Annotated in this window: 30 protein-coding genes; 5 read left to right on the top strand and 25 right to left on the bottom strand. The window is 68.7% G+C overall.

Features of this window, described 5'->3' with window-relative positions; translation table 11 throughout:
* Positions 1-52 precede the first annotated feature (52 nt).
* The 5 genes from RIV14_RS00325 to truA all read right to left on the bottom strand — a co-directional run bounded on the left by RIV14_RS00325 (position 53) and on the right by truA (position 4,617).
* Complete coding sequence (locus RIV14_RS00325; RefSeq protein ID WP_075371558.1) at positions 53-514, bottom strand: hypothetical protein; 462 nt, start codon at positions 512-514, stop codon at positions 53-55.
* Between the two features lie 299 nt (positions 515-813).
* A complete protein-coding gene (gene glmM, locus RIV14_RS00320; protein WP_075371557.1) occupies positions 814-2,175 on the bottom strand; it encodes a phosphoglucosamine mutase in 1,362 nt (453 codons plus the stop codon).
* 314 nt (positions 2,176-2,489) lie between these two features.
* The gene (gene rpsI / locus RIV14_RS00315) at positions 2,490-2,984 is read right to left on the bottom strand and encodes a 30S ribosomal protein S9 (RefSeq protein WP_003789348.1); all 495 of its coding nucleotides are present in this window, start codon (positions 2,982-2,984) and stop codon (positions 2,490-2,492) included.
* Between the two features lie 43 nt (positions 2,985-3,027).
* Positions 3,028-3,471, bottom strand: coding sequence for a 50S ribosomal protein L13 (rplM, locus tag RIV14_RS00310; protein ID WP_003789346.1), 444 nt, complete (start codon positions 3,469-3,471; stop codon positions 3,028-3,030).
* Positions 3,472-3,729: 258 nt separating this feature from the next.
* Positions 3,730-4,617, bottom strand: coding sequence for a tRNA pseudouridine(38-40) synthase TruA (gene truA, locus RIV14_RS00305; protein ID WP_081379435.1), 888 nt, complete (start codon positions 4,615-4,617; stop codon positions 3,730-3,732).
* Positions 4,618-4,666: 49 nt separating this feature from the next.
* Between truA and RIV14_RS00300 the strand changes: the two genes are divergently transcribed.
* From RIV14_RS00300 to RIV14_RS00290, 3 genes are all read left to right on the top strand, one after another.
* Positions 4,667-5,422 (top strand): ROK family protein, encoded by a 756-nt coding sequence (locus RIV14_RS00300; RefSeq protein ID WP_075371555.1) that lies wholly within the window; start codon positions 4,667-4,669, stop codon positions 5,420-5,422.
* Between the two features lie 187 nt (positions 5,423-5,609).
* Complete coding sequence (locus RIV14_RS00295) at positions 5,610-7,160, top strand: Re/Si-specific NAD(P)(+) transhydrogenase subunit alpha (RefSeq protein WP_075371554.1); 1,551 nt, start codon at positions 5,610-5,612, stop codon at positions 7,158-7,160.
* Between the two features lie 12 nt (positions 7,161-7,172).
* A complete protein-coding gene (locus RIV14_RS00290) occupies positions 7,173-8,651 on the top strand; it encodes an NAD(P)(+) transhydrogenase (Re/Si-specific) subunit beta (RefSeq protein ID WP_075371553.1) in 1,479 nt (492 codons plus the stop codon).
* 523 nt (positions 8,652-9,174) lie between these two features.
* Here the strand turns inward: RIV14_RS00290 and RIV14_RS00285 are convergent.
* Positions 9,175-9,903, bottom strand: a complete 729-nt coding sequence (locus tag RIV14_RS00285) for an MgtC/SapB family protein (RefSeq protein ID WP_075371552.1) — start codon at positions 9,901-9,903, stop codon at positions 9,175-9,177.
* Between the two features lie 178 nt (positions 9,904-10,081).
* On the opposite strand from RIV14_RS00285, the gene RIV14_RS00280 reads away from it, so the two are divergent.
* A complete protein-coding gene (locus RIV14_RS00280; RefSeq protein WP_143223278.1) occupies positions 10,082-11,911 on the top strand; it encodes a tetratricopeptide repeat protein in 1,830 nt (609 codons plus the stop codon).
* Between the two features lie 135 nt (positions 11,912-12,046).
* The gene (locus RIV14_RS00275) at positions 12,047-13,168 is read left to right on the top strand and encodes a tetratricopeptide repeat protein (protein ID WP_075371550.1); all 1,122 of its coding nucleotides are present in this window, start codon (positions 12,047-12,049) and stop codon (positions 13,166-13,168) included.
* Between the two features lie 751 nt (positions 13,169-13,919).
* Here the strand turns inward: RIV14_RS00275 and rplQ are convergent.
* The 19 genes from rplQ to rplN form a co-directional block, all read right to left on the bottom strand.
* Complete coding sequence (gene rplQ, locus RIV14_RS00270; protein ID WP_075371549.1) at positions 13,920-14,645, bottom strand: 50S ribosomal protein L17, sunset domain variant; 726 nt, start codon at positions 14,643-14,645, stop codon at positions 13,920-13,922.
* 30 nt (positions 14,646-14,675) lie between these two features.
* The gene (locus tag RIV14_RS00265; RefSeq protein WP_003789324.1) at positions 14,676-15,677 is read right to left on the bottom strand and encodes a DNA-directed RNA polymerase subunit alpha; all 1,002 of its coding nucleotides are present in this window, start codon (positions 15,675-15,677) and stop codon (positions 14,676-14,678) included.
* 157 nt (positions 15,678-15,834) lie between these two features.
* Positions 15,835-16,236 (bottom strand): 30S ribosomal protein S11, encoded by a 402-nt coding sequence (rpsK, locus tag RIV14_RS00260; protein WP_003781888.1) that lies wholly within the window; start codon positions 16,234-16,236, stop codon positions 15,835-15,837.
* Between the two features lie 62 nt (positions 16,237-16,298).
* Entirely contained in the window at positions 16,299-16,673 is a 375-nt protein-coding gene (gene rpsM, locus RIV14_RS00255; RefSeq protein ID WP_070661560.1) for a 30S ribosomal protein S13, read from the bottom strand.
* 165 nt (positions 16,674-16,838) lie between these two features.
* Positions 16,839-16,952, bottom strand: a complete 114-nt coding sequence (gene rpmJ / locus RIV14_RS00250) for a 50S ribosomal protein L36 (protein ID WP_003781903.1) — start codon at positions 16,950-16,952, stop codon at positions 16,839-16,841.
* 33 nt (positions 16,953-16,985) lie between these two features.
* Positions 16,986-17,207 carry a translation initiation factor IF-1 gene (gene infA, locus RIV14_RS00245; RefSeq protein WP_003781847.1) on the bottom strand — a complete coding sequence of 74 codons (222 nt, stop codon included), beginning with the start codon at positions 17,205-17,207 and terminating at the stop codon, positions 16,986-16,988.
* A gap of 372 nt (positions 17,208-17,579) precedes the next feature.
* Complete coding sequence (gene map, locus RIV14_RS00240) at positions 17,580-18,461, bottom strand: type I methionyl aminopeptidase (RefSeq protein WP_075371548.1); 882 nt, start codon at positions 18,459-18,461, stop codon at positions 17,580-17,582.
* Positions 18,462-18,602: 141 nt separating this feature from the next.
* Positions 18,603-19,190, bottom strand: a complete 588-nt coding sequence (locus tag RIV14_RS00235) for an adenylate kinase (protein ID WP_178387804.1) — start codon at positions 19,188-19,190, stop codon at positions 18,603-18,605.
* A complete protein-coding gene (gene secY, locus RIV14_RS00230; protein WP_075371546.1) occupies positions 19,187-20,491 on the bottom strand; it encodes a preprotein translocase subunit SecY in 1,305 nt (434 codons plus the stop codon). The genes RIV14_RS00235 and secY overlap by 4 nt, the downstream gene beginning before the upstream one ends.
* 351 nt (positions 20,492-20,842) lie before the next feature.
* Positions 20,843-21,319 carry a 50S ribosomal protein L15 gene (gene rplO, locus RIV14_RS00225; RefSeq protein WP_075371545.1) on the bottom strand — a complete coding sequence of 159 codons (477 nt, stop codon included), beginning with the start codon at positions 21,317-21,319 and terminating at the stop codon, positions 20,843-20,845.
* Position 21,320: 1 nt separating this feature from the next.
* Positions 21,321-21,527, bottom strand: a complete 207-nt coding sequence (gene rpmD, locus RIV14_RS00220; protein WP_009396392.1) for a 50S ribosomal protein L30 — start codon at positions 21,525-21,527, stop codon at positions 21,321-21,323.
* Positions 21,527-22,234 carry a 30S ribosomal protein S5 gene (gene rpsE, locus RIV14_RS00215; protein WP_003781868.1) on the bottom strand — a complete coding sequence of 236 codons (708 nt, stop codon included), beginning with the start codon at positions 22,232-22,234 and terminating at the stop codon, positions 21,527-21,529. The genes rpmD and rpsE overlap by 1 nt, the downstream gene beginning before the upstream one ends.
* A gap of 34 nt (positions 22,235-22,268) precedes the next feature.
* Positions 22,269-22,649, bottom strand: a complete 381-nt coding sequence (gene rplR / locus RIV14_RS00210) for a 50S ribosomal protein L18 (RefSeq protein ID WP_003789309.1) — start codon at positions 22,647-22,649, stop codon at positions 22,269-22,271.
* A gap of 2 nt (positions 22,650-22,651) precedes the next feature.
* The gene (gene rplF, locus RIV14_RS00205) at positions 22,652-23,191 is read right to left on the bottom strand and encodes a 50S ribosomal protein L6 (protein WP_003781878.1); all 540 of its coding nucleotides are present in this window, start codon (positions 23,189-23,191) and stop codon (positions 22,652-22,654) included.
* 21 nt (positions 23,192-23,212) lie between these two features.
* Positions 23,213-23,611, bottom strand: a complete 399-nt coding sequence (gene rpsH, locus RIV14_RS00200; RefSeq protein WP_003781870.1) for a 30S ribosomal protein S8 — start codon at positions 23,609-23,611, stop codon at positions 23,213-23,215.
* Positions 23,612-23,669: 58 nt separating this feature from the next.
* Positions 23,670-23,855 carry a type Z 30S ribosomal protein S14 gene (locus tag RIV14_RS00195; protein ID WP_003781856.1) on the bottom strand — a complete coding sequence of 62 codons (186 nt, stop codon included), beginning with the start codon at positions 23,853-23,855 and terminating at the stop codon, positions 23,670-23,672.
* Position 23,856: 1 nt separating this feature from the next.
* The gene (rplE, locus tag RIV14_RS00190) at positions 23,857-24,414 is read right to left on the bottom strand and encodes a 50S ribosomal protein L5 (protein ID WP_009396382.1); all 558 of its coding nucleotides are present in this window, start codon (positions 24,412-24,414) and stop codon (positions 23,857-23,859) included.
* Between the two features lie 2 nt (positions 24,415-24,416).
* Positions 24,417-24,761 carry a 50S ribosomal protein L24 gene (gene rplX / locus RIV14_RS00185; protein ID WP_003781892.1) on the bottom strand — a complete coding sequence of 115 codons (345 nt, stop codon included), beginning with the start codon at positions 24,759-24,761 and terminating at the stop codon, positions 24,417-24,419.
* Between the two features lie 2 nt (positions 24,762-24,763).
* Positions 24,764-25,132, bottom strand: a complete 369-nt coding sequence (gene rplN / locus RIV14_RS00180; protein WP_003781898.1) for a 50S ribosomal protein L14 — start codon at positions 25,130-25,132, stop codon at positions 24,764-24,766.
* Between the last annotated feature and the right edge of the window lie 371 nt (positions 25,133-25,503).

Raw genomic sequence — 25,503 nt, 5'->3', positions numbered from 1 at the left:
CTGGTGGCGCCAGCCGCGACCGGCCCCGAGGTCCGCAGGTGAGACTCAGGTGCTAGGAAGCAGCAAAGGCTTGAGACGACATGTGCCTGAGCAGGGCAGACACATCCGGGACATCATCGTGAGGACCATCGTCAGAAAGAGTAAAACGTTGAGCCTTCATCGTATCCATGACAGCGCCGATGGACGATGTGTGGCCCTGAGGTCCGGCCCCGAGCGTCACCCCTTCGGCAGCACACCAACCTTCGGGGGCCTGCTTTGAAGGCATCTCCCACCTGAAAAAGCCGAAGCGCTTGCTGCCCTGACGATCGGGGAAGAACACGGCGACTATCGTGTCGGCACCGTGGTCGAGGTGATCGGCGATCACGGAGCCGATGGGCTCGGACTCAGGGACCGCAAGGATCCTGGTGTCATTGAGGTAGTGGTTGCGCCTGAACAGCTCCCGCCCCTGAGTCGTACCGAGGAAGAGCCCCACAGCGCGCGCCGCATCACGCCGCGTCGTCTTGGTGTCACTCATCTCTGCCAGCTCCTGAAGTGCTGTTCCATCCAGTCGATTACCTGCCTGTATGACTCGTCGTAAGACGCTCCCAGTATGGCATGGTCGTTTTGTTAGACGCTGTATCCCAACGGTTATATCAAAAGTAGATCGGCAATAACATTGAGGCTGAGGCATATACGTTGACCACTACACGGCCACGCCATGCACCTGCAGTCCCAGAACCTTCAGTGCCCTGTGCCCCGCCCATAGGTTCTGGGCGGGGCACATAGATCGGGCATGATGCCTTCTGAAGGCAGGGGAAGGAAACCGCCGTCAGCTCACAGGCTGAGGTTGTTCTTGACGGTGTCGGCCAGGGAGCGGGCCACGCGGTCGGCCTCCTCCTGGGTGGCGGCCTCGACCATGACGCGCACGAGCGGCTCGGTGCCCGAGGGGCGCAGCAGGACCCTACCGGTCTCGCCCAGGTCCTTCTCCGCGGAGGCCACGGCGTCCTGCACGGCCTTGTTGGTGCTGGCGGCGCCCTTGTCGACGTTCTTGACGTTGATGAGGGTCTGGGGCAGGCGGGTGACGATGCTGGCCAGCTCGGCCAGCGTCTTGCCGGTGCGCTTGACGCGCGCGGCCACGTGCAGGGAGGTGAGCACGCCGTCACCGGTGGTGGCGTGGACGGTGTCGATGACGTGCCCGGACTGCTCGCCGCCCAGGGTGTAGCCGCCCTGGAGCATCCGCTCGAGCACGTAGCGGTCGCCCACGCCGGTCTGGACGGTGCGGATGCCGTGCTCGCGCATGGCCAGGATGAGGCCGAGGTTGCTCATGACGGTGACGACGAGCGTGTCGGAGCCGAGGGTGCCGTCGGCCTTCATGCCGATGGCGAGCATGCCCATGATCTGGTCACCGTCGACGAGCTGGCCGTCGGCGTCCACGGCCAGGCAGCGGTCGGCGTCACCGTCGTAGGCCACACCCATGTCCGCTCCCACCGCCTTGACGTAGTTCTGCAGCTGCTCGGGGTGGGTGGAGCCGCAGTTGTCGTTGATGTTGAGGCCGTCCGGGGAGGCGTTGATGACGATGACCTCGGCGCCGGCGGCCCGCAGCGCGGCAGGACCCACGACGGAGGCGGCACCGTTGGAGGCGTCGACGACGATGCGCAGCCCGGACAGGTCGGTGGCAGCGGAGTCGACGAGGTGGTTGATGTAGTTCTGGTCGGCGACGGTCTCACCCTTGATGACGCGACCGACGTCGGCGCCGGTGGGGCGGTCGCTGATCTTGCCCAGGAGGGCCTCGATCTCGTCCTCGACGGCGTCGGCGAGCTTGTAGCCGCCGCGGGCGATGAACTTGATGCCGTTGTCCGGGAAGGGGTTGTGGGAGGCGGAGATCATGACGCCCAGCTCGATGTCCTGGGTGGCCGTCAGGTGGGCGATCGCCGGGGTGGGCAGGACGCCCACGCGGGTGACGTCGATGCCGGAGGAGGCCAGGCCCGCGCTGATGGCGTGGTCGAGGAACTCTCCGGAGGCGCGGGTGTCGCGGCCCACGATGGCCCGGGGGCGGCCTCTGCGTGAGCTGCGTGCGGCGGAAGTGTCCTTGGTCAGGACGCGGGCCGCGGCCTCACCGAGCTGCACGGCCAGGGTCGGCGTGAGCAGGTCGTTGGCCAGGCCGCGTACGCCGTCGGTTCCGAAGAGACGAGCCATGGAAATCCTCCTGAGGGGTGACGAAACAGCACCATCCTGCCACGGAGCGCCGAACATCGGGGCCCAACCTTCGGCCAGCGCACAAGGTCTGATGTCCTGCGGTGGCGCGCAGCCGGCGACGCGCGCCCGAGATGACGCCCTTCACCTGAGAGCATCGGCTTCATGCCGGCTGCGTATCGACTTTGGCGCCGCCGCCCGGGAGGCTCTCCGCCGCCCCTGACACATGACGACGGCGGCCGCCCCGGGAAGGGGACGGCCGCCGTCGTAGGCAAGCGGAGCGGAGGCCCGGCCGGTTCGGCCAGAACCTGGCCCGATCAGCGCTTGGAGTACTGGGGGGCGCGACGGGCCTTGTGCAGACCGGCCTTCTTGCGCTCCACGATGCGCGAGTCGCGAGTGAGGAAACCGGCCTTCTTCAGGGTGGCGCGGTTGGCCTCACGGTCGATCTCGTTGAGCGCGCGGGCGATGCCCAGGCGCAGGGCGCCGGCCTGGCCGGAGACGCCACCGCCGTTGATGCGGGCGACGACGTCGAAACGGCCCTCGAGGTCCAGGATGGTGAAGGGGGCGCGCACGAGCTGCTGGTGCAGCTTGTTGGGGAAGTAGTCCTCCAGGGAGCGGCCGTTGAGCGTCCACTGGCCGGTGCCGGGAACGAGGCGCACGCGAGCGACGGCCTCCTTGCGGCGACCCAGGCCGGAGCCGGGGGCGGTGATGGACTGGCCGCGACCAGGAGCGGACTCCTCGGTCTCGGTGGTGTAGCTGGAGGGGGCGTTCTCCTCGTCCAGCGCGTCAATGTCGACAGTGGTCTCAGCCACGATATGTCCTTTGCTTGTCGCGGGGTGCCGAGCGCTGGAGCGCTTACTGGGCGACCTGGGTGATCTCGAACGTCTTCGGGCTCTGGGAGGCGTGCGGGTGCTCGGCACCTGCGTAGACCTTGAGCTTCTTGAGCTGGGCGCGACCGAGCTTGGTGTGGGGAACCATGCCCTTGATGGCCTTCTCGACGGCGCGCTCGGGGCGGGTGGCCAGCAGCTCGCGGTAGGAGACGGCGGTCAGACCACCCGGGTGGCCGGAGTGGCGGTAGGCGAACTTCTTATCAGCCTTGCCATTGGTAAGAGCCACCTTGTCGGCATTGATGATGACGACGTAGTCGCCACAGTCCTCGTTGGGGGCGAACTGGGGCTTGTGCTTCCCACGGAGCAGGGTGGCGGCCTGGGCCGCGAGTCGACCCAGGACGACGTCGGTGGCGTCAATGACGTACCAGTTCTTCTCGACGTCGCCGGGCTTCGGTGTATACGTGCGCACGGGCGTTGCCTTCGTTTCTCTTGGCGAGTGGGCACGCCGAAGCGCGGTGAAGCGTTCGCGGTTCGGCGAGACCACCATGGTCAGGTGAGTGGTCGGAGCACAGGCGACCCGGGGCGAGTGGGACGGCACCGCGGACACGCACACGTGTGCTGCACGACGATTGCCAACAGTACCGGGCGCCCCACGGGAGGGTCAAAAGGTGCGGCTGCCCAGTTCCGTGAATCGCACCACGCGACCAGGTGGGCTCCTGGCCGCGGGTCAGCAGCTCAGATGCCGGGTGGTGCGGGCGCGCTCGGCCTGGGCGGCGAGCTCGTCGTCGGCCGGGTAGGTGATCTCCTCCAGGGTCAGCCCGTGCGGCGGGGCGACGGGGGCGGCACTCTGGCGCGTGCGGGCGTCCAGGAGCTGGCGCGGCCAGGTGACCGGTTTGCGTCCCTGCCCGACGGCCAGGCCCGCCCCTACCAGGGACCGGACCATGGAGTGGCAGAAGGCGTCGGCGACGACGCTCAGGGTCACGAGCCCGGCGTCCGGCCCGGCCTGGGCCCGTCGCCACTGCAGGGTGCGCAGGGTGCGGATGGTCGTGGCACCCTGGCGGGGCTTGCAGTAGGACAGGAAGTCGTGCTCGCCGAGCAGAGGCCGGGCGCAGGCGTCCATGGCCTCGACGTCGAGCGCATCGGGCAGCCACAGGACGGTGGCGCGCCGGACGGGGTCGCGCGGGGCGGCGGCGTCGGCGATCCGGTAGGTGTAGCGGCGGCTCAGGGCGCCGAAGCGGGCGTCAAATTCCTCCGGCACGGTGCGCGCCCCGGTGACGACGACGTCGCCGGCCCCGCGCGGCGTGCGCGTCAGGCTCTCCTGGGCCTCGCGGGCCAGGACGCCCGCCACCCGGGTGAGCAGGGCGGCCTCGGGGAGGCGCCCGGAGCGTCCGGGCAGTGCGGTCCAGGCCTCGGGGCTCGTATCGAGGTGGGCCACTTGGGCGGCGGCGTGAACGCCGGCGTCGGTGCGTCCGGCCACGGTGAGGCGGACGGGCTCACGCAGCACGGTGGCCAGGGCGGAGGTGAGGACCCCCTCGACAGTGCGCAGCCCGGGCTGGGCGGCCCACCCGGAGAAGAAGGTCCCGTCGTAGGCCAGGTCGAGGCGGATGCGTGGCATGCCCCCCATTGAACCGCAACGGACTCGTGCTTCCACTAGGCTCGCGGCCGTGAGCACAACGACTCTGTCCGTGGACTGCGGAGGCGGCGGCATCAAGGCCTCGGTGCTGGACTGCGAGGGCAACATCATCTCCCGCGCCGTGCGCACCCCGACCCCCTACCCGCTTCCACCGACGAAGCTGGTGGAGACCATCGCCTCACTGGCCTCCCAGCTGCCGGGCGCGAACCGGGTGACGGTGGGGATGCCGGGCATGATCCGCCACGGGGTCGTCATCGCCACCCCGCACTACATCACCAAGGACGGCCCCCGTTCCAAGGTGCTGCCCGACCTGGTGGAGGCCTGGGCCCGCTTCGACATGGGCACCGCCATCTCCCGGGCCCTGGGCATCCCCTCCCTGGTCCTCAACGACGCCGAGGTCGCCGGGGCCGGCGTCGTCACGGGCCACGGCCTGGAGATGATCGTGACCCTGGGCACGGGCCTGGGCAACGCCGTCTTCGACAACGGGGTCCTGGCCCCGCACGTGGAGGTCTCCCAGGGGCCGGTGCGCTGGGGACTGACCTATGACGACTACATCGGCGAGCACGAGCGCCTGCGCCTGGGCGACGCGCACTGGTCGCGTCGGGTGCGCCGCGTCGTCGACGCCCTGCGCCCCATGTACCTGTGGGACCGCCTCTACCTGGGTGGCGGCAACTCGCGGCGGATCACGGCGACCCAGCTGGCCAGGATCGGCGACGACGTCGTCGTGGTCCCCAACGAGGCCGGCATGACCGGAGGCGCCCGCTGCTGGGACATGGCCCGTCCCTGAACTCCGTTATTCCGTCCACCGCCGGGGCCTCCCCCACGGGAGGCCGGGCGCCTCTGCGGCGCGCACCGCCGCCCATTTCTCCGGTTCAGCGCCAACAGTCCCTTGCCCAGGGGCGCATCACCTTCTATCTTGCCGATAAGTTTTGCGACGTGCCCATGGTGGCACCCTCATCGTGCAAGGAGGCACTATGCGTATCGGAGTCCCCTGTGAGCCGGCCGATCAGCCGCGTGCCGCTGCGAGCCCGCAGACGGTGGAGCGGATGATCCGCCTGGGCTACGAGGTCCTGGTCGAGCACGGCGCCGGGGCGCGGGCGCAGTTCCCCGACGAGGCCTATGAGGCCGCCGGGGCCCGCCTGGCCGGCGGGGCCCAGGTCTGGGGCTGCGACGTCGTGGTAAGCTCCTCGACCCCCGCCGAGGAGCACCTGGCGCTCATGAGCCGGGGCGCGGTCCTCATCTGCCGCATGGACCCGGCGCGCCGCCCCGAGCTCCTCGAGTCGCTGCGCGAGCGCGGCGTCACCGCCCTGGCCCTGGACGTGGTCCCCAGGATCTCGCGGGCGCAGTCCCTGGACGTGCTCTCCTCGCAGGCGAACCTGGCCGGCTACCGCGCCGTCATCGAGGCGGCCGCGCACCTGGGCAGGCTGTTCAGCGGGCAGGTGACCGCCGCCGGCAAGTTCCCGCCCGCCACCGTCTACGTCATCGGCGCGGGCGTGGCTGGCCTGTCCGCCATCGGGACCGCCTGCTCCCTGGGCGCGCAGGTGCGCGGCTCCGACGTGCGTCCGGAGGTCGCCGACCAGGTGCGTTCCATGGGGGCGCAGTTCGTGCCGCTGCCCAGTGCCCAGGAGGTGTCCTCCGACGGCTACGCCAAGGAGATGAGCGCCGACCAGGCGAGCGCGGCCAACGCGCTCTACGCCCAGCAGGCCGCCGAGTCCGACGTCGTCATCACCACGGCGAGCATCCCGGGCCGCCGTGCCCCGGTGCTCCTGGACCGCTCCGCGATCGAAGCCATGCGCCCCGGATCGGTCATCATCGACATGGCGGCGGCCACCGGCGGCAACACCAAGCTGACGGTGCCCGGGCAGGTGGTCACCACTGACGGAGGCGTCACCATCGTGGGGCACACGGACCTGGCCGGGATGCTGCCCGCGCAGGCGACCCAGCTCTACGGGCGCAACATCGTCAACCTGCTGGGCCTGATCACCCCCCACAAGGACGGCGCCCTCACCCTGGACCTGGACGACGAGGTGATCCGGGCCATCACGGTCACCCACGACGGCGAGCTGCTGTGGCCCCCTCCCCCGATCCAGGTGTCGGCAACCCCCGCCCCGAGCCGGCCGGAGCAGACGGCCGCCGACGACGCGGCCGCCCAGGAGACCGCCCGCGCGGCCCAGGCGCGCTCACGCTCCCGGCAGTGGCTGGGGCTGGCCGCCGCGGCGCTCGTGGCCGCGGCCCTGGTGCTGGTGACGCCGTCGGCCGCCACGAGTCACTACATCGTGCTCATGCTCTCGGTGATCCTGGGCTTTCACGTCATCTCCAACGTGACCCCGGCCCTGCACACGCCGCTGATGTCGGTGACCAACGCGATCTCGGGAATCATCCTGGTCGGGGCGATCTCGCAGGTCGGCAACCCTCATCCGCTCATCAGCGCCATCAGCCTTGCGGCGGTGGTCCTGGCCACGATCAATATCGTCGGCGGCTTCGCGGTCACCCACCGCATGCTCGCCATGTTCACGAAGGACTGAGGTGAGGAGCAGATGATGACTCACATCCTGATGCCGGCCACCTCGTCGAGCATGTTGATCGCCGCCGTACCGTCGCTGCCCTCGCCGGTGGTCCTGGCTTATATCGCCGCCGCGATCCTGTTCATCCTGGCCGCGGCCGGGCTGTCCCGCCATGAGACGGCCGTGGCCGGCAACGTGGCGGGCGCCGTCGGCATGGGCGTTGCGGTGCTGGCCGCCATCGGCCTGGCCCTGAGCAGCCACCCGGCACGCGGCGTGCTGCCCACGCTGCTGCTCATCGCCATGGGGCTGGCCCTGGGCTCGGTCATCGGGCTGGTGGTGGCCAGGCGCGTGGCCATGACCGGGATGCCCCAGCTCATCGCCGTGCTCAACGGGCTGGTGGGGCTGGCGGCCGTCCTGGTGGGCTACAACTCCTACGTCTCCCCCGACACCCTGTCCGCCTCGCTGGGGGCCTTCCACCTGGGTGAGGTCTTCCTGGGCGTGTTCGTCGGCGGGGTGACCTTCACCGGCTCGGTCCTGGCAGCCCTCAAGCTGGCCGGCCGGGTACCGGGACGGCCGCTGACGCTGCCGGGGCGCAACCTGCTCAACCTGGGGGCGCTCATCGGCTCCCTGGTCCTCATGGCGGGGTTCATGATGGCGCCGGCCGGCTCCGGAGCGGGCTGGGCCCTCCTGGCGGTGATGACGCTCATCGCGCTGGCGCTGGGTGCGCACCTGGTGCTGGCCATCGGCGGCGGAGACATGCCGGTGGTCGTCTCGATCATGAACTCCTACTCGGGGTGGGCCTCAGCCTTCACCGGCTTCATGGTGGACAACGACCTGCTCATCATCACCGGGGCACTGGTGGGATCCTCGGGGGCCTACCTGTCCTACCTCATGTGCCAGGCCATGAACCGTTCCTTCGTCTCAGTGCTGCTGGGCGGCTACGGGACCGACTCCACCAGCGCCGCCTCCAGCGGTTCCGGGCAGGAGGGCACGGTGCACGAAACCACTGCCGGCGAGGTGGCCCACCTGCTGCAGTCCGCTCGGCGCGTGGTCATCACCCCCGGCTACGGGATGGCCGTCGCCCAGGCCCAGTACCCGGTGGCCACGCTGACCGAGATGCTGCGCTCGGAGGGTGTGGAGGTCACCTTCGGCATCCACCCGGTGGCGGGCCGCCTGCCCGGGCACATGAACGTGCTGCTGGCCGAGGCGAAGGTCCCCTACGACATCGTCCTGGAGATGGATGAGGTCAACGACTCCTTCGATGAGGTCGATGTCGTCCTCATCATCGGCGCCAACGACACCGTGAACCCGGCCGCCAAGGAGCCGGGCTCCCCGATCGCGGGCATGCCGGTGCTGCACGTGTGGGAGGCCAGCCGGGTCATCGTCTTCAAGCGCTCCATGGCGACCGGCTACGCGGGGGTCAACAACCCGCTCTTCTTCCGGGAGAACAGCTCGATGCTCTTCGGCGACGCCAAGGACACGGTCGAGGCCATCATCCGCGCCCTGGAGTAGGGGACACCTGGGCCGGCCGAAGTCAGTCGGGCGCAGGCCCACGTCGGTTGGTACCTGGACAGTGAGCCGGGGCCTGCTCGGCTCAGGCCCCGGCTCACCGGGCATGGATCGGGTGTCAACACGGCCGAGGATGTCCAAATCTGTGACAAAGGGCCTCCAGAGCCCTTGGCCTCGCTGGTGAGAACTTTGGAATCATGCGGTTTCTGCTCGTCAGCATGAACTCCTCCTGAGCCTTTGTCACAGATTTGGACACCTCCGGACGATTCCACTCGGATCTGGCGGCTCGGCGTGGACCGGTGGACCGCGTCGAGGCAGCCAGCGCGTGGACCGGCAGGTAGGAGCCCCACCGCAATGGGCCGGCTCCAATCGAGGACGTGCTTTCCTGGTGAAACCCGCGCTCTGTCGAAGATGATGCGGTCAGGATGCGATCATCACGGCTCAAGGAACGGCCCCGATACGACATGTAATCCCGACCCGGGTGCGCAGCCGACCGGCCACGCCCCAGGCTGCCCCAACGGCCGAGTCAGTCGAGCCGGCCTCCTTCAAGGCACTCGACACCGTCGACACCGTCGAGCCCGGAGAGGGACTCGATGAGGTGGGCGGCGGGCCGCTGCCCGTGGAAGCGCATGACGGCGTTCATGGTGCGCCCGTGCTCGCCGCGGGTCATCTCGGTCTCCTCCAGGGTGGCCGTGAAGCCGGAGGCCGTGGCCGCCTGGAGGATCTCAGGCATGATGGCGCGGCCGACCTCGTAGTCGATGCGCACGGTCACCTCGCCGCGGCGGCGCTGCAGGCGCGAGGTGAGGGGACCCAGCAGCAGGACGACGATGTAGTCCAGCGCGACCGCCGTGGCCGCCAGGGGAATCATGCCCGCCCCGCAGGCCATACCGATGGCGGCGCTGAGCCAGACGGTCGCGGCAGTGGTCAGGCCCCGGACGGTGTCGTTGTTGACGAAGATGACCCCAGCGCCCAGGAAGCCGATGCCGGAGACGATCTGCGCGGCCACACGGCTGGGGTCCACCGCGACATCCGAGCCGGTGATCGGGGCGAAGCCGTAGGCGGACACGAGGGTGAACAGGCACGAGCCCAGTCCCACCAGGACGTGCGTCTTGACGCCGGCGTCCTTGTGGCGCAGATGGCGCTCGGCACCCAGCGTCAGGCACAGGAGGAAGGTGGCGAGCATCGCGACGACCTGAACCCCCACGTGGTTCAGGCTGAACAGCGCGTTCACACCGGCTCCCTTCCCTGTCGTCACCGTGCCTGTCCTGCCGGCAGCCGCCGGCACCCCGCCGGCCCACCGCCAGCACAGCGCCGATTCTAAAGGAGCCCCTGGCCGGGCGCGCCTTTGGTGATGTCTCCCCATCGCGGCGGCGCTCACGCACCGTTTAGCGTGAGCCCACCACCATTTCCCCAGTTCCTGAGGCTTGTCGGACGTGTCGACCTCCCCTTGCGTTGCCCCCGAGTGGGCTGCTCGCGCCGGTCGGCTGCTGGAGCTCAGTGAGCGCCTGGCCGAGTCGGGCCGTCGGGGGGAGGCGCTGGATGCCGCACGGGAGGCCTGCCAGGTTCTCCGGGGCCTGGCCCGGCTCGATTCGGGCACGTACCTGCCCGATCTCGCTGAGGGGCTCTCCGTCATGGCAGCCCGCCTGCGCGAGACCCGCCGCAGGCGTGAGGGGGTTGCGGTCTCACAGGAAACGGTCCGGATCCGACGGCGCCTGACCCGGCACGACTACGACGCCCACGCCTCCGGTCTGGCGCAGGCGCTGTGCCGCCTCGCCGTCGACCTGAGCGCTTCCGGGGATCTGCGTGACGCCCTGGCCAGCGCGCAGGAGTCCGTGGACCTCTACCGGGGCCTGAGGCGGGATGATCCCCTCGATGAGGAGACCGGGTTGGCTCAGGCTCTGGTCACGCTCGCCTGCTGTCTGAGTGAGTCCGGTCGGCCCAGCAGCGCCGTCGTCACCGCCCAGCAGGCCCTGACTGTCCTACGGCGTCTGGTCCGGACTGATCCAGAGGTGCACACGCGCCGGCTCGCGGCGGACCTGGCGCGTCTGGCTCCCAGGCTGCGCGCGGTGGGCTACGTCGATGAGGCCCTCGAGCTTGCCCGGGAGGCCGTGGGTCTCTACCGGCGCCTCGATGAGGAGGAAATCGGTTCGTGCACCGGTGATCTTGCCGGAGCCCTGGAGGTGCTGGCCGCCTGTGGGGCCTCCGTTGGGCGCCGAACCGAGGCCCTGGAGACGGCTGAGGAGGCCGCTGCGCTCTACCGGGGACTGGCCCACCGCACGCCGGCGCTCTACTCGCCGAAGGCTGCCCACGCCCTGGGGACGCTGGCTCGGCGCCTGAGCGACGCGGGTCGGCACCGTGAGGCGCTCGCCGCGGCCGAGGAGGCGGTCGACCTCGCTCGCGCTCTGGCCCACAGTGCCCCCGACACCCACCTGCCCGACCTGGCCGACACCCTCACGGTCCAGGCCGCCTGCCTGCGTGATGGCGGCAGCCTGAACCGCGCGCTGGCTGCCTCGCGGGAGGTGGTCAGCATTCGGCGCACTCTGGTGAGCAGCAGTCCCGGCACTGACACCCCGGCCCTGGCCGAGTCCCTGTACGTCCTCGCCGTCTACCTGTACACGGCCGGGCAGCTGCAGGAGTCCTTCGTGATGGCCTGGGAGGCCATCGACATTTACCGGCGGCTGGTCCGTACCAACCCGGCTCCTCATACCGCCGACCTGGCTCGGGTACTCAATATCCTCACCTTGAACCTCAGCCGGGCCGGGCGTGCGCACGAGGCCTTGGCTGCGGTGCAGGAGGCGGTCACCTTTTACCGGAGCCTGGCTCAGGTTGATCCGGCCGCCTACAGACCGGACCTGGCAGCATGCCTGCACAACCTGGCCACGTGCCTGGGTGATGTCGGGGATCGCTCCGCCGCGCTGGCCGCGATCCGGGAGACGGCGGAGATTCGCCGGGAGCTGGCCGAGCGCGACCCGGCGACTCATGCCCCGGCGCTGGCCCCGTGCCTGCACCGGCTCGCCAAGCGCCTGGCCGAGGCCGGTCACCGGGGCGAGGCCCTGGAGACCGCACGGGAGGCGGTCATCGCCTACCGGGGTCTGGCCCGCAGGCGCCCGGAGGACTTCGGCCGGGGGCTCGCCGGAGCGCTGGGAACCTACGCCTCAGTCCTCGAGTGGGCGGGTAAGGAGGCCGACGCCGCCCGCATCCGCCAGGAAATCAAGGCCGTGACGGAGGATGTGGCTCTGGAGACCTCCGTCGACGGGTTCTGAGTCATCCGACCACTCGCGTCGACGGGCTGAGGGCCCCGCTGATGGAGACCACTCCCCGCCTCCACCCCGCCTCTGAGCCGATGAGCCTCGCTAAACTCTTGAGCGCACTCGCCCCCGCTCTGAAAGAACCGTCGTATGTCCGTCTCCTACCCACAGGACAGAGCCCGGCACGACTACGCCTCCCAACAGCTGGATCTCAGTGCCGGCTTGTCGCACTCCGGCAGATCGGAGGAGGCTGTCGCTGCCGCGCGTAACGCCGTCGGTGTCCTGCGTGACCTGGCGCGGTCCAACGGCGCCTACACTGCCGATCTCGCCACGGCCCTGAATCTTCTCGCCGTGCGCCTGGGCGAGGCCGGCTATCAGGACGAGGGCCTGAACACCGCCCAGGAGGTCGTCAGCATCCGACGTCACCTGGCGCAGATCGACCCTGGCGCACACACCGCAGAGCTCGCCGAGGCGCTGAACAACCTCTCGATCGACCTCCACACGGCCGAGCGGGAAGCCGAGGCTATAGCCGCTGCCGAAGAGTCCGTCAACCTCTACCGGCACCTGGCGCAGGCCGACTTCTCGGCCCACGCCTCCGGACTCACCATGGCCCTGAACACCTTCGCCAACCGGCTGCGCGGCACCGGGCGGCGCGACGAGGCGCTGGCCGCTGCTCAGGAGGTCGTCAGCATCCGACGCAGACTGGTTCAGTCCGATCCCGGCACCTACGCCGGTGAGCTCGCAGCATCGTTGACGAATCTGACCGGTCACCTGGCCGGTGCCGAGCAGTACAGGGAGGCCGCGGACACTGCGCAGGAGGCAGTCACCCTGTACAGGCGACTGATCTGGGAGACCCCCGGTCAGTACACCTCCGATTTCGGGAAGGCTCTGAATAACCTCGTCATCGTGCTGACCCGGGGCGAGCGTTTCGACGAGGCACTGGTCGCCGAGCAGGAGATGGTCTCGCTCTATCGGAGCCTGGCGCAGCACAACCCGGCCGCACACTCCCACAGGCTCTCCACGGAACTCATCGATCTGGCCAAGCGCCTGTCCAACGCCGAGCGGAACGACGAGGCGCTGGCCGCCTCCCGGGAGGCCACGGCTCTTCTTCGCGGCCTCTCCGACCACGATCCGCAGTCCTTCAGCCACTCCCTCATCAACGCGCTTGACGTCAACGCGACGATCCTGGAGTTCTGCGGACTGGTTGAGGAGTCCTCCCGTCTGCGGCACGAGCGCGACATGCTCGTCATGCGCTTCGGGGAGGGCCGGTGACATGGCGCGTTCCACCCCTGCGTCTCCGTCCGTGTCCGACGACGCCGCCCGGCTAGACCGCGTCAGCCACGGGACCTGAACAGGGGCTCTGAAAAAGGAAGTCAGGGAAGCGGCAGGAGGCACTGGCGACGATCCGGAAGGCCACCGAGAGCCGGAAGGGAGCTGGCCGAGCGCCACCCAGGTTCCGTCATCATCGACCTCAGCCGGGCCGAGCGTGCGAATGATGCCCTGGCCACGGTTCAGGAGGTAGTGACGTTCTACCGGATCCTGGCCCGCAGACGCCCGGAGGCCTTCGTCGGGAGCTTCTGAGGGGCGGCGCCGGCGCGGCGGTGCGGGGCGCACGCGTGGAACGCGAAGCCGGGCGGATCGGGGACTGCGTTCTCCGTCCGGAACGTACTTTTCCCACAAATGACTGCACTCCACCCCCAGTGGTCTGCAGGACATCGCAGTTCTCGTCGGAGAAGTACGTCCTCGATCAAGGTCCCCCGACACGAAGGACCCCGATCTGCCAGTCCCCGCGCTGATCTTCTCGGCTCTCTCATCAGCCTCGCCCAGTCACCGGCTGTCTGGGAGGTGAGCGTCGGCTGGTGCGGGGAGCCGGCGCAGGCAGGCCGCTTTCACCTCAGGGACGCTTCAGGACCCGACCGGTGACGACGCCGTCAGTCACCATCCACCGAGCACACAGGGAGGGCCGGCCACCATCAGGTGACCGGCCCTCCCCGGAGTTCTCGCTCAGAGCGTCAACTCTGGCTCACTTCTCGACCTTCTGGGCGGAGGCGCCGCCGGCGGGGGCGAAGCCCGCGGCCTCGGCGTCCTCGGCGCTGGCGAACCAGACCTCGGCGACCGTGGCGTCGTACCAGCGCGAGCCGGGGACGTGGTACTTCATGGAGTCCTCGTTGCCCTTGACCAGGTGGTCGTCGTCGGGAGCGTCAGTGGCGCCCTCCTCGAGACGAACCGCGCCGGCGTACTCAGCCTTCTCGGCCTTGTCAGCCTTGTCGGCCTTCTCCTCAGCCTTCTCGGTCGTGGCCTTCTTCTCGGCCTTGTCCTCGTCGGCGACGGCCTTCTGGGCGGCCTTCTTGGCGGTGGCGACCGCGTCGTCCACGATCTCCTTGCGGGCAACCGGCTCCAGCACCAGGGAGATGACCGCCATGGGGGCGTTGTCGCCCTTGCGGGGGGTCGTCTTGATGATGCGGGTGTAACCGCCCTCGCGGCCCTCGAACTTGGGGGCGAGCTCCTCGAAGAGGCGGTAGACGGCGTACTTGTCCGTCACCTTCTTCAGCACGGTGCGGCGGGCGTGCAGGTCACCGCGCTTGCCCTTGGTGATGAGCTTCTCGACGTAGGGACGCAGGCGGCGGGCGCGAGCCTCCGTGGTCTTGATCGACTCGTGGACGATGAGCTGCGTGGCCAGGTTGGCGAGCAGGTGACGCTCGTGCTGGGCACTGCCGCCCAGACGGGGACCCTTAGTGGGGCGAGGCATGGTTGTCTCCTAGGTGAATAACGAGCCGGCTCAGGCCTGGGTCTCGTCGCTGAACGTGGGGTTGGCGTAGTCGTCGTCCGAGACGTAGTCGACCGGGGAGCCCTTGAGGGAGAGCCCCAGCTCGGCCAGCTTGTCCTTGATCTCGGAGATGGACTTGGCGCCGAAGTTACGGATGTCGAGCAGGTCGGCCTCGCTGCGCGAGACGAGCTCACCGACGGTGTGGATGCCCTCGCGCTTGAGGGCGTTGGAGGAGCGAGCCTGCAGGTCGAGCTCGTCGATCATGAGGGCCAGGTCCTGCTGGAAGGCCTCGTCGATCGGCGAGGGGCCGACCTCGATGCCCTCGGCCTCGACGTTGAGCTCACGGGCCAGGCCGAAGAGCTCCACGAGCGTCTTACCGGCGGAGGCCAGGGCGTCACGCGGGGTGATGGAGGACTTGGTCTCGACGTCGACGATGAGACGGTCGAAGTCGGTGCGCTGCTCCACACGGGTCGCCTCAACGGAGTAGGAGACCTTCTTGACCGGCGAGTAGATCGAGTCCACCGGGATGCGGGAGATCTCCGCGTTGGGGTCCTTGTTCTGGTTGGCGGAGACGTAGCCGCGGCCGCGCTCGACGGTCAGCTCGATCTCCAGCTTGCCCTTCTCGTTGAGAGTGGCGATGACCAGGTCGGGGTTGTGGATCTCGACGCCGGCTGGCGGGGTGATGTCACCGGCGGTGACCTCGCTCGGACCGGACTTGCGCAGGTACATGACGACCGGCTCGTCGTTCTCCGAGGACAGGACGATCTCCTTGATGTTGAGGATGATCTGGGCGACATCCTCCTTGACCCCGGGGATCGTGCGGAACTCGTGGGGCACCCCGTCGATGCGGACGCTGGTCACGGCCGCCCCCGGGATGGAGGACAGCAGCGTGCGGCGCAGGGAGTTGCCGAGCGTGTAGCCGAAGCCGGGCTCGAGGGGCTCGAGCACGAAGCGCGAGCGGCGGTCCTCGACCACGACCTCCTCGGTGAGCGTGGGTCGCTGTGCAATGAGCACGTGGTTTCCTTTCGTCGCGGCGCCCGCTATATGACGCCGTTCCTCATGGGTGGAGCAACCGACCCGACCGGGCCGGCCCTACTCCGCGTCCCGCCGTGGGGGCGGAACGTGGTGGGACGACGACGCAGCAACCTGCTGCGCCGTCGTCCCGTGAAGCTCAGACGCGACGGCGCTTGGGCGGGCGGCAGCCGTTGAAGGCCTGGGGGGTGACGTCGGTGATCGAGCCGACCTCGAGGCCGGCGGCCTGGAGGGAGCGGATCGCGGTCTCGCGGCCGGAGCCCGGCCCCTTGACGAAGACGTCAACCTTCTTCATGCCGTGCTCCTGGGCGCGCCGGGCGGCGGCCTCGGCGGCGAGCTGGGCGGCGTAGGGGGTCGACTTGCGCGAGCCCTTGAAGCCGACCTGGCCGGAGGAGCACCAGGCGATGACGGCGCCCTGCGGGTCCGTCAGCGAGACGATGGTGTTGTTGAAGGTGGACTTGATGTAGGCGTGACCGTGGGTAACGTTCTTGCGGTCCTTGCGGCGCGTCTTGCGCGCGGCGGCGCGGGTCTTGGGAGGCATTCTTCCTTCTTCGTGATGAGGTCGTCACTGCGCCCTCAACTGGGCGGGGCGCGAGCTGCTGCTTACTTGGCCTTCTTCTTACCGGCCACGGTGCGCTTGGGGCCCTTGCGGGTACGCGCGTTGGTCTTGGTGCGCTGACCGTGCACCGGCAGGTGGCGGCGGTGGCGCAGGCCCTGGTAGCAGCCGATCTCGATCTTGCGGCGGATGTCCGCCTGAACCTCACGACGCAGGTCACCCTCAACCTGGTAGTTGCCGTCAATGTGGGTGCGGAGCTTGACCAGCTCCTCCTCGGTGAGGTCCTTGACGCGGGTGTCGGGGTTGACGCCCGTCGCCTTCAGGGTCTCGTCCGCGCGGGTGCGTCCGATCCCGAAGATGTAGGTGAGTGCGACCTCGACTCGCTTCTCGCGAGGCAGGTCGACACCGGAAATGCGTGCCACGGTGTGGTTCTCCTGTGTGCTCCCGGAGGTCGTCACCCATCTCCCCCACCTCGCCTGGTGGCCCCGGCCTCCGAGAACCGGGGGTTGCGGACCCGCGGTGCGGGTGCGCTGGGATGGGTGCTGGAAAGGGCCGTCCAGATCTCTGGGCGGCCCGGCGCCGGGGACTCAGCCCTGACGCTGCTTGTGCCGCGGGTTCTCGCAGATGACCATGACGCGGCCGTGGCGACGAATCACCTTGCAGCTGTCACAGATCTTCTTGACGCTCGGCTTGACCTTCATGATGTTCCTCCGCCGGCTCTGGGAACCGACATGTCACTTGTACCGGTAGACGATTCGGCCGCGGGACAGGTCGTAGGGGCTCAGCTCCACGACCACCCGGTCCTCGGGGAGGATGCGGATGTAGTGCTGCCGCATCTTTCCGGAGATGTGCGCGAGCACGACGTGCCCGTTGCTCAGCTCCACCCGGAACATCGCGTTCGGAAGGGCCTCGACGACCGATCCCTCGACCTCGATGACTCCGTCCTTCTTAGCCATGTTCCTCCATCGGTGCTTTCTCGCTCGAGTTCACCCCGACGACGTCGCCGCCGGGCAGCCGCGGTCGCCGTTGCGCAGACCTCACCGCGGACCCCTGTTGCCAGGGTCGTGAATGCGGCATGAGGGCATGCGTCATCGACGGACGCGCGTCCAGCGGATAACTTTACGGCAGACGGCCCGGGCTCCACCATGCCAGATGGCGCGATTACGCGGTGTTTCCTGACACACCGTAGGCGCGTGCGTTGTCGAGGACGCACCCCCGCCCTCGACGACGCACATCGCGGTCACAGTCCACGGGCCCTAGGGTGCGTTCTCGGCCTTTGGGCGCCTCGGATTCCGACGCGCCCTCGCAGCAGGTCCCGCCTCAGCGTCTCAGCCCAGTGCCTTGGGCTCGATGCCGTAGGGGGCCAGGCCCTCGGCGCCGCCGTCGGGCGCGGTGAGGACCCACACGCCGCCGGGGACGATGGCGACGGTGTGCTCCCACTGGGCGGCGTGGGAGCCGTCCCGGGTGACGACGGTCCAGCCGTCGTCGAGCTCGCGCGTGGCCGGGCTGCCGGCGGTGAGCATGGGCTCGATGGCCAGCACCATGCCGGGGCGCAGGCGGGGACCGCGCCGTTTGACGGAGTAGTTGAGGACGTCGGGAGCCATGTGCATGCTCGTGCCGATGCCGTGGCCGACGTACTCCTGGAGAATCCCCAGCTCGTGGCCCTCCCGCTCGGCCACGTCGGCGACAACGGCCTCGACGGCGTCGCCGACCGCGTTGAGGCGCAGCTGGCGTCCGCGCCCCTCCCCCGCTGCGGCGCGGGCGACGGCGGCGATGGCCTCCCACAGGGCCTGCCTGGTGGAGGTGTCCACGAGCCGGTCCGTCTCGCTCAGGTACGTCCCGCCGACGACGGTGGTGAAAGCGGCGTCGCCGTGCCACTGGGTGCCGTCATCGTCGAGGATGTAGGCGCCGCAGTCGAAGGTGACCAGGTCTCCGTCGGCCAGGACCCGCTCACCGGGGATGCCGTGGACGACCTCGTCGTTGACGGAGATGCACACGGTGGCCGGGTAGTCGTAGTAGCCCAGGAAGTTGGAGTGGGCGCCGGCGGCCTCGATGACCCCGGCCGAGACGGTGTCGAGCTCGGCGGTGGTGATGCCGGCGCGCACCGCCTCGCGCAGAGCGGCGTGGATGTCGGCGACGACGAGCCCGGCCCGGCGCATGAGGCGGACCTGCTCCGGCGTCTTGATCTGGATCTGTTCGCGTGAGAGCACGGGTGCCTCCTGGGTCGTGTGGAGCGGGCTGGGCCTGTGGCCTGGGGCGGTTCCGGCTCCCCCGTCAGATACGGGGACACACCGGAGCATGCGCAGGCGGGTCGTCCGCGTGAGCAGACGACCCGCCGGTGAGCGTGGGCTTCAGGAGCCGGTGACGCCGCGGGAGGCGAGGGCCTCCATGATGCGGCCGGTGACGACGTCGATCTCGCCCATGCCGTCGACCTGGACGAGCAGGTCGCGCTCGGCGTAGAGGTCGGCCAGCGGCGCCGTGGACTCGGCGTAGACCTCGAGGCGGCGGCGAATGACGGGCTCGGTGTCGTCGGCGCGCCCCTGCTCGCCGGCCCGCTTGAGCAGGCGGGCGACGACGGCCTCGGCGTCGGCGGTGATCTCGACGACGACGTCGAGGGCCAGGCCCGAGGCCTCCAGCATGGAGTCGAGCTCGCCGACCTGCGCGGTGGTGCGCGGGTAGCCGTCCAGGAGGAAGCCGTTCTCACAGTCGGCCTGGGCGATGCGGTCAGCCACCATGGCGTTGGTGATGGAGTCGGGGACGTACTCGCCCTTGTCCATGTAGGCCTTGGCCTGGGTGCCGAGCTCGGTGGCCCCGGCGACGTTGGCGCGGAAGATGTCTCCGGTGGAGATGGCCGGGATGTTCAGGCGCTCGGCGATCCGGGCGGCCTGGGTGCCCTTGCCCGCTCCGGGGGGACCGAGAAGAACCATACGTGCGCTCATGACAAGAACCCTTCGTAGTGACGCTGCTGCAGCTGGGAGTTGACTTCCTTGACGGTCTGAAGACCCACACCCACCATAATGAGGATAGTGGTTCCGCCGAAGGGCAGGTGGTGAGCCAGGTCCAGCCAGATGACGGCGAGCGTCGGGATGAGGGCAAGGACCACCAGGTAGATGGAGCCGGCCGTCGTGATGCGGTTGATGACGTAGGACAGGTAGCGCACGGTGGGCTCGCCGGCACGGATGCCGGGGATGAAGCCGCCGTAGCGCTTCATGTTGTCCGCGATCTCCTCGGCGTCGAAGGTGATGGCCGTGTAGAAGAAGGCGAAGAACAGGATGAGGACGCCGTAGGCGGTCAGGTAGATCGGGTGCGTCTGCTGCAGGTTCCTCATGATCCACTGCACCCACGCGCTTCTGTCATTGCCAAAGCCGGCGATGAGCTGAGGCATGGCCAGGATCGAGGAGGCGAAGATGACGGGGATGACGCCGGCGGTGTTGATCTTGACTGGGATGTAGGTGGTCGACCCGCCGTACTGGCGCCGCCCGATCATCCGCTTGGCGTACTGCACGGGGATGCGCCGCTGGGCCTGCTCGATGTACACGACTGCGAGGGTGGCCAGGAGGACGACGGCCACGATGATGGCGAAGTTGGTCGCACCGTTGTTGCCTCCGGCGATGGAGAACATGTTGGAGGGGAACTGGGCCACGATGGAGGTGAAGATGAGCAGCGACATGCCGTTGCCGATGCCGCGCTCGGTGATGAGCTCGCCCAGCCACATGATGAGGCCGGTGCCGGCGGTCATCGTGATGATGATGAGCAGCAGAGTGATGACCGAGTCGTCGGAGATAATCTGCGTGGCTATCCTCTTATCACAGCTTTGGAAGAGCCTGCCGCTCTTGGCCGTGGCCACGATGGTGCTGGACTGCAGCAGCCCCAGGCCGATGGTGAGGTAACGGGTGTACTCGGTGAGCTTGGCGGTGCCCGCCTGCCCCTCCTTGTGGAGCTCCTCGAAGCGGGGGATGACGACCCGCAGGAGCTGGATGATGATGGAGGCGGTGATGTAGGGCATGATGCCCAGCGCGAAGATGCTCAGCTGAAGCAGCGCACCACCGGAGAAGACATTGACGAGGCTGAGAAGGTTCTGATCCTTGGCTGCGGCGATGCACTGCTTGGCGTTGGCCAGGTTGACGCCGGGTGCCGGCAGGATGGACCCGAGCCGGAACAGGGCCATGATGCCGAGGGTGAAGAGCAGCTTCGCCCTGAGGTCTGGCGTTCTGAACGCCTGAGTGAACGCGCTGAGCACTCGATCTCCTGTGGACTCGGGGGTGGGTTCGGCCCTGCGGGCAGCAAGGCGGGGCGCAGGGGAACTGCGCCCGGCCCAGACTACCCCGCCGAGCTCGTCACCCGGGCGCTGAGACGGGCTTGCAACGTGGCTGAGGTGCGGGTTTTCTCACGTCTCGTCCCGGTGAGCCGGCCCGGGGTGATCCAAGGCACCTCGCCGCCGGCGTGCGGGAGTCGTTTCTCTGTTCGACGTCGGGGCACGGCAGACCCCGGCGGCCCAGGTTTCCCTGGACCGCCGGGGTCTGTGATCTCGCGATGCGTCAGGACCGCTCCGTCAGGGAGTCACCCCTGTTGGGCACGGCCTGACCGGCGTTCAGCGCGTGGCGATGGTGCCGCCGGCGGCCTCGATCTTCTCCTTGGCGGAGCCGGACCAGGCGTCGACCGTGAGCGTCAGGGCCACGGTGACGTCGCCGCCGCCGAGAACCTTGACGAGCTGGTTCTTGCGAACCGCACCCTTGGCGACGAGGTCCTCCACGGTCACCGTGCCGCCCTCGGGGAACAGCTCGGCGATGCGGCCGACGTTCACGGGCTGGAACTCGACCCGGTTGGGGTTGCGGAAGCCGCGCAGCTTGGGCAGACGCATGTGCAGCGGCATCTGGCCACCCTCGAAGCCAGGACGGACCTGGTAACGAGCCTTGGTGCCCTTGGTTCCGCGACCGGCGGTCTTACCCTTGGACGCCTCACCACGACCCACGCGGGTCTTGGCCTTCTTGGCTCCGGGGGCGGGACGCAGGTGGTGCAGCTTGACGACGCGCACCTTCTCCTGCTGCGTGTTCTCAGTGTCAGCCATCTCAGACCTCCTCAACGGTGACCAGGTGGTGCACCGTGGCAATCAGGCCGCGCACGCTGGGGCTGTCCTCGCGCACGACGGACTGGCGGATCTTGCGCAGACCCAGGGTCTTGAGGGACTCGCGCTGGCGGTGGGTGCCCCCGATGCCAGAGCGGACCTGAGTGACCTTGAGCTGCTTGGTCATCTGCTTCGATGCGGACTCAGCCATCACGCACCCACTCCTTCAGCGGCCTTCTCGGCCTCCTGCTTCTCGGCCTGAGCGCGCTTGTCGGCCTCGCCCTCGGCGCGGGCCCGCAGCATGGACTGCGGGGCGACGTCCTCCAGGGGCAGGCCACGGCGGGCCGCGACGGCCTCGGGCTGCTCGAGCTGCTTGAGGGCGTCCACCGTGGCGTGCACGATGTTGATCGCGTTGGAGGAGCCCAGCGACTTGGACAGGATGTCGTGGACACCGGCGCAGTCCAGCACGGCGCGCACCGGACCACCGGCGATAACACCGGTACCGGGGGACGCCGGGCGCAGGAGGACGACTCCGGCGGAGTCCTCGCCCTGGACCAGGTGCGGGATGGTGCGGCGGATCATCGGGACGTGGAAGAAGTTCTTCTTCGCGATCTCGACGGCCTTGGCGATGGCGGCGGGAACTTCCTTCGCCTTGCCGTAGCCCACGCCGACGGTGCCCTCACCGTCACCGACGACCACAAGGGCCGTGAAGGTGAAGCGGCGGCCGCCCTTGACGACCTTGGACACGCGGTTGATGGTGACGACGCGCTCGATGTACTTGTCGTCGTTGCCGCGACCACGGTCACGGCGGTCGTTGTTGCGGTCGCGGCGGCCGCGGCCCTCGCCCCGGCGCTCGTCGTTCTCGCGCTGGGCCGAGCCGTCGGACGACGCGGACCTGTCTCGCTGCGGTGCAGCCATCAGATGTTCCTCTGCTTTCTCGTCGTCTTAGTGCTCACAGCTTCAGGCCGCCCTCGCGGGCGCCCTCGGCGACGGCCGCAACACGGCCGTGGTACTTGTTGCCGCCGCGGTCGAACACGACTGCCTCGATGCCCAGCGCCTTGGCACGCTCGGCGATGAGCTCGCCGACCTTGTGGGCGGCGCCCACCTTGTGACCCTCGACGCCCTTGGCGGCCTCCTCCAGGGTGGAGGCGGCGCACAGGGTGTGACCGATGGTGTCGTCCACGACCTGAGCCACCATGTGGCGGTTGGATCGGGTGACCACCAGGCGGGGGCGCTCGGGCGTGCCGGAGATGTGCTTGCGCACGCGCTGGTGACGGATCTTGCGGGCGATGGCGCGGGGGTTGCCCTTGCCCCTCTTGATCGAGTAAGCCATGGTCACTTACCAGCCTTTCCGACCTTGCGGCGCACGTTCTCGCCGGCGTAGCGCACGCCCTTGCCCTTGTAGGGCTCCGGCGGACGGATCTTGCGGATGTTCGCCGCGACCTCGCCGACCTGCTCCTTGGAGATACCGGAGACGGTGATCTTCAGGTTGCCGTCGACCGTGAAGGTGATGCCCTCGGGGGGCTCGACGGTCACGGTGTGGGAGAAGCCGAGGGAGAGCTCGATGCCCTGGCCCTTGGCGGCGACGCGGTAACCGGTGCCGACGATCTCGAGCTGCTTGGAGTAGCCCTCGGTGACGCCGATCACCATGTTGTTGATGAGGGTGCGCGACAGTCCGTGCAGCGAGCGCGAGCGGCGCTCGTCGTCGGGGCGCGTGACCAGGATGGAGCCGTCCTCCTGGCGGGTGACGCTCAGGGGCTCGCTGATCGTGCGGGACAGGGTGCCCTTGGGGCCCTTGACCGTCACGTCCTGGCCGTCGATGGTGACGTCCACTCCGGCAGGAACCGGAACGGGGAGCCGTCCAATACGAGACATGGTTTTCCTCCGTTCCTTCTCTTACCAGACGTAGGCGAGGACTTCGCCGCCCACGCCACGCGACTCGGCCTGCTTGTCGGTCAGGAGGCCGGAGGAGGTGGACAGGATCGCCACTCCCAGGCCGCCGAGGACCTTGGGCAGGTTGGTGGACTTGGCGTAGACGCGCAGGCCGGGCTTGGAGATCCGGCGCAGGCCCTGGATGGCCCGCTGGCGGTTGGCTCCGTACTTGAGGCTCAGCGTGAGCGTCTTGCCGACCTCGGCGTCCGTGACCTCGTAGCCGGCGATGTAGCCCTCGGACTTGAGCATCTCAGCGATGTTCACCTTGAGCTTGCTCGACGGCATCGACACGGTGTCGTGGTAGGCGCTGTTTGCGTTGCGCAGACGGGTCAGCATGTCTGCGATGGGGTCTGTCATTGTCATGAGTGGGCCTTGGCCCTTCCTCGTCGTGGTTTCCTCAGCGGACCTGCGACGTAAGTTCTTACCAGCTGGACTTGCTCACGCCCGGGAGCTCGCCGCGAAGGGCCATCTCACGCAGGCAGATACGGCACAGGCCGAACTTGCGGTAGACCGAGTGCGGGCGGCCGCAGCGCTGGCAGCGCGTGTAGGCACGGACACCGAACTTGGGCTTGCGGTTCGCCTTCTCAATCAGTGCGGTCTTCGCCATCTCACTTCTCCTTGAAGGGGAAGCCGAGCTGCTTGAGCAGCGAGCGGGCCTCCTCGTCGGTCTTGGCCGTGGTCACCACGGTGATGTCCATGCCGCGGACGCGGTCGATCTGGTCCTGGTCGATCTCGTGGAAGACGGCCTGCTCGGTCAGACCGAAGGTGTAGTTGCCGTTCCCGTCGAACTGCTTGGGGCTCAGACCGCGGAAGTCGCGGATACGGGGCAGCGAGATCGAGACCAGACGGTCCAGGAACTCCCACATGCGGTCGCCGCGCAGAGTGGAGTGCGCACCGATCGGCATGCCCTCACGCAGCTTGAACTGCGCGATGGACTTGCGGGCCCGAGTCACCTGGGGCTTCTGGCCGGTGATGGCGGCGAGGTCGCGCACGGCGCCCTCGATCATCTTGGAGTCGTGGGCGGCCTCGCCCACACCCATGTTGACGACGACCTTGACGACGCGCCCGACCTCCATCACGTTGCCGTGCTGGAACTCCTTGAGCAGGGCGGGGCGCACCTCCTCGGTGTACTTCGTCTTGAGACGGGGGGTGGTCTTCTCAGCCATGGTCACAGGTCCTCCCCGCTCTTCTTGGCGTAACGCACGCGGACGGTGCGCTTGCGGCCGTCGGGACGCACGCCCTCCTCGACGCGGAAGCCCACCCGGGTGCGCTTCTTCGTCTTGGGGTCAACGAGCATGACGTTGGAGGCGTGGATGGGCGCCTCAACGGTCTCGATGCCGCCGGTGCGGGCGCCCTGCTGGGACTGCCCCACCTTGGTGTGCTTGGTCACGCGCTGAACGCCCTCGACGATGACACGGTCAGTGCCCTTGAGGACCTCCAGAACGCGGCCGGTCTTGCCCTTGTCCTTACCGGCGATGACGATGACCTGGTCGCCCTTCTTGATGCGTGCCATGTTCAGATCACCTCCGGGGCGAGCGAGACGATGCGCATGAACTTCTTCTCGCGAAGCTCACGGCCGACGGGGCCGAAGATGCGCGTGCCGCGCGGCTCCCCGTCGTTCTTGAGGATGACGGCGGCGTTCTCGTCGAAGCGGATGTATGAGCCGTCGGGACGACGACGCTCCTTGCGGGCACGCACGACGACGGCCTTGACGACCTCGCCCTTCTTCACGTTGCCGCCGGGAATGGCGTCCTTGACGGTGGCGACGATCGTGTCGCCGATACCCGCATAGCGCCGACCCGATCCACCGAGAACACGGATGCAAAGGATCTCCTTGGCACCGGTGTTGTCGGCGACCTTCAGTCGCGACTCCTGCTGGATCATTGAGTGTTCTCCTGTCGTCGAGCCGGTTCTCAGGAAGCTCCTGAGCCTGGCCGAACGTTCTTCTGGTCTTGCACACGTCTCCCCCGGCCACAGGCCGCACGAGGCCGACCCAGGGATAGGGGGTTCCCTCGATACGCTCTCCCGACAGACACAGGCGCAGACTGCACGAGGTCTCTGCCGGGCGCACCGAGGGCGCGCGCAACTCCATTAGCCTAGTCCAGCCGCCGTATCGCGCGGAACCTGAGACGACGACCAGGGCCTGTGCCTTTGCTCACCGGCTTTTCCCGGGCCTCCTGCACCGACGCCGCGAGGCACCCGGCCGGCCCGCCAGCCCCTGATCGACGACGTACCTGCCCGCCGAGGACTGCGTT

Origin of the sequence: Actinomyces acetigenes, assembly GCF_031296635.1 — a bacterium.
GTDB classification, from domain to species: Bacteria; Actinomycetota; Actinomycetes; order Actinomycetales; family Actinomycetaceae; genus Actinomyces; species Actinomyces acetigenes.
The sequence above is the reverse complement of the archived record's forward strand: the minus strand, read 5'-3'. Positions and strand labels throughout refer to the sequence as shown.